This is a genomic window from Cetobacterium sp., assembly GCF_048470075.1.
Lineage (GTDB): Bacteria > Fusobacteriota > Fusobacteriia > Fusobacteriales > Fusobacteriaceae > Cetobacterium_A.
On record NZ_DBGBQB010000057.1, the window covers coordinates 1 to 3,435 of the forward strand.

At 33.7% G+C, this 3,435-nt stretch carries 4 protein-coding genes; all 4 read right to left on the minus strand.

Annotated features, from left to right (window positions below):
- Positions 1–81 precede the first annotated feature (81 nt).
- On the minus strand, positions 82–1,476 hold the full coding sequence (locus ACMOUI_RS01940; RefSeq protein WP_418964064.1) for a PTS transporter subunit EIIC: 1,395 nt from the start codon (positions 1,474–1,476) through the stop codon (positions 82–84).
- Between the two features lie 18 nt (positions 1,477–1,494).
- The gene (murQ, locus tag ACMOUI_RS01945; RefSeq protein WP_418964065.1) at positions 1,495–2,391 is read right to left on the minus strand and encodes an N-acetylmuramic acid 6-phosphate etherase; all 897 of its coding nucleotides are present in this window, start codon (positions 2,389–2,391) and stop codon (positions 1,495–1,497) included.
- On the minus strand, positions 2,392–3,240 hold the full coding sequence (locus ACMOUI_RS01950; protein ID WP_418964066.1) for a MurR/RpiR family transcriptional regulator: 849 nt from the start codon (positions 3,238–3,240) through the stop codon (positions 2,392–2,394).
- Between the two features lie 74 nt (positions 3,241–3,314).
- Positions 3,315–3,410: a transposase gene (locus tag ACMOUI_RS01955; RefSeq protein WP_418964067.1), complete on the minus strand. Its 96-nt coding sequence runs from the start codon at positions 3,408–3,410 to the stop codon at positions 3,315–3,317.
- Positions 3,411–3,435: the final 25 nt, after the last annotated feature.

Sequence of the window (3,435 nt, forward strand, 5' to 3'; positions counted from 1 at the left end):
ATATAACACTTTTTCTTTATTATAATTTTTAGACATAAACTCCCATAAAAAAGTTTTATTTTTTTTATTTTTTTTTATTTTTTACACAGCTTCATCTATATCTTTTGGAATTCCAAATAGATATGTTATTATAAATCCAGCTATGTAGGAGATTCCAAGACCTATTACATAGTAGATAATCTTCCCAGGTACAACCAGTGGAATAGCTGTTATCCCAGCTGGTCCAAAAGCTATTGTCTGAACCTTAGTTGCCGCTAAAAATGCTCCTCCAATCCCTCCTGCTATTGAGGCTGTTATAAATGGTTTTCCAAGTGGAAGTGTTACCCCATAAAGCATTGGTTCCCCAATTCCTAATATTGCAACTGGCATAGCTGATCTTATTATATCTCTCAACTTTTTATTATTTTTGGCCTTTATATAGATGGCTGCTGCTCCACCTATCTGACCTCCACCTGCCATACAAAGTATTGGGAACAACGATATACTTCCAAACTGTGTCAATTGAACCATATAAAAGGGTATAAGCCCATGATGTAATCCCACCATTAACAGAGGTAAAAATGATGCTGCTAAAATAAATCCTCCAACTATTGCAATTGGCCCTTCACTCATTATGAAGAATGAGAAAACTTTTATAATTCCATCTGAAACCACTCCTGCAAATGGCATTATTGCAAATATTGTCACTGTTCCCACTATTAAAAGGGATATCATTGGTGTTAGAATTGTGTCTAAAAAATCTGGAATAACTTTTCTAAGTTGCTTCTCAACCCAAGCCAAAATTGCAACTCCTATTATTACACCTATTATCCCTCCCTTTCCAGGTATTAAAATACTGTTCAATGGAACATCTGCGTTATATAATCCCAATGCTTTAGAAAATATATTTATATTGCCACTTATTGTCACAGCTCCAATAACTCCACCTAAAGCTGGTGTTGCACCAAACTCATTGGCTGAATTTACTCCCACAAATATTGCAAAATATGCAAACAACCCGCTACCTAATGTTTGAAAAAAAGTTATCCACATAGGCATATCCTTTATTCCCTCTGCTGTATATACATTTTGAAAATATCCAGCTATACCATTTAAAAGCCCTGCTCCTATTATTGCTGGAATCAATGGAATAAATATATTGGCCAATCTTCTTAATATTGATGAAAACTTACTCTGCTTTGATTTTACACTCTCTTTTGTTTTTTTCCACTCCTCACTGTTAGTTGTAATCTCTCCACATATTTTTTTCATTTCATCCGCTATTTTTTTACTTTTTCCAGGTCCTACAACCACTTGAATTGTATCATCCTTTATCACTTTTATTACCCCAGGAATCAAATCTAAATTTTTAAAATCCACTTTTTCATTGTCTTTAACAGAAACCCTTACCCTTGTCATACAGTTATTAATAACTGCTATGTTGTCTCTTGAACCCAATTTTTCAACTATCTCTTTTGCAATTGATTGATTATCCATACTACTCTCCCCTTACTATTATTTTACTGCTTCTCTTATAAACCCTTTAGACTGATTTAATCTCTCTAATGCCTGCTCTTTATCACAATTTAATAGAACCATTACAATGGCTACTTTTACCTGATTATTGGATTTTTCAAGTGCTTCTTGAGCCACTTCATAACTACACCCCGTTATTTGCATCACATTATTTTTTGCTCTTTCCTGCAACTTTATATTGGTGATTTTCAAATCAACCATAAGATTTTCATATACCTTTCCTATTCCTGTCATTGAAGTTGTACTAATCATATTAAGAATTAATTTTTGAGCCGTTCCCGCTTTCATTCTAGTTGATCCAGTTAAAACTTCAGGTCCCACTTCAACCTCTATAGCCACATCCGCTATCTTTCCAATCATACTTCCTCTATTACATGAGATTGCAATTGTTTTACACCCTATCATCTTTGCATACTCAATACCTCCAATTGCATATGGAGTTCTTCCTGAGGCAGCTATTCCACAAACTATATCACTTGATGTTAATCCTATCTCTTTTAGCTCCTCTATGGCTAACTCTTTAGAGTCTTCAGCTCCCTCTTGAGCCTCTATAAATGCCTTCTCTCCCCCTGCTATCAACCCCATTACCTTTGTTTTATCCACACCAAAGGTTGGAGGGCACTCCACAGCATCTAAAACCCCTAATCTTCCACTTGTTCCAGCTCCCATATATATCAACCTTCCACCTTTATTAAAAGTCTCTATAACTAAATCTACCGCTTTTTCAATTTCAGGGATAACCTTTTGAACACTCTCTGGAACTCTTTTGTCCTCCTCATTTATCAGTGTTAAAACCTCTCTTACACTCATGCTATCCATTTTCATACTTTTTAAATTTCTTGTTTCTGTTGTTTTTCCCTCTAGTATCTTTTCCATCTACTTTTTCACCCATCCTACTATTTTTTTACTCTTATCTATATACTCTTTTACTTTTCTATAGTCTTTTTGTATCAATCTTAAGAAAATACTATCCAATATTATCATCTGTGCCATTCTGGACGATATAGCAGAGCTCCTAAATATACTCTCTTTAGATACAACTCCAATATTATAATCACTTAGAGATGATAAGGTATTTTTTCCAACTGATGTTATTGATATCACACAGATATTCATATCCTTAGCTATTTTTGCCACATCTATAATCTCCTGTGTCTCCCCTCTATGTGAAATTGCAATAACTAAATCTTTTTCATTCATTGTTGATAACTTCATAAGTTGCATCTGTTTACTCTCATAGTGCACAGTATCCATTTTTATCTTCATCAACTTTAACTCTAAATCTCTAGCTACTATGGATGACATTCCAGCCCCTATTATTAAGATACGATCACTCTCTCTTATTTTTTCTATAATAGTTTCAAAATTTTTGTAATCAATTACTCCCACAGTACTATTTAACGCTTCTATAGTTTCTGCCAATGTTTTTTTTGTAACCTCTTCCAATGAGTCCTCTAAGTCTATATCACTATGTATTTTATTTTCTGATAATTTTTTTTTATTTTCCAAATCTCTTTCCAATTGTAGTTTAAAAACCACGTAACCTGTAAACCCAATCTTCTTTATAAATTTTATTATTGAGGATTGGCTCACTCCCACTTTTTTAGCTAACTCTGTCGAAGTTATCTCCCCTATTTTCTCTTTATTTTTAACTATATATGCCCCTATTGTTCTCTCACTATCAGAAAAACAATTTTCCATACTTTTTATAATATTTTCAATCATAACTCCTCCTTTATCAAAACGTCCCGAGAAAACCTATTTCTCTATTAGGGAGAGGATGAATCGGGACAATCTTTTTAGTTTTCAGCTCCTTGTGATTCGATATACCACTTGATAGTTTCAATTGTTGCTCCACCAGTACTTAATATGCAATAAGAATTACTCCAAAACACAGGCTTCCAATTGATACATTTTCTA

What these genes read in the sequence shown, in the direction of transcription:
- ACMOUI_RS01940 (WP_418964064.1), bottom strand. Translation starts at nt 1,476, where the DNA reads ATGGATAATCAATCAATTGCAAAAGAGATAGTTGAAAAATTGGGTTCA.
- murQ (WP_418964065.1), bottom strand. Translation starts at nt 2,391, where the DNA reads ATGGAAAAGATACTAGAGGGAAAAACAACAGAAACAAGAAATTTAAAA.
- ACMOUI_RS01950 (WP_418964066.1), bottom strand. Translation starts at nt 3,240, where the DNA reads ATGATTGAAAATATTATAAAAAGTATGGAAAATTGTTTTTCTGATAGT.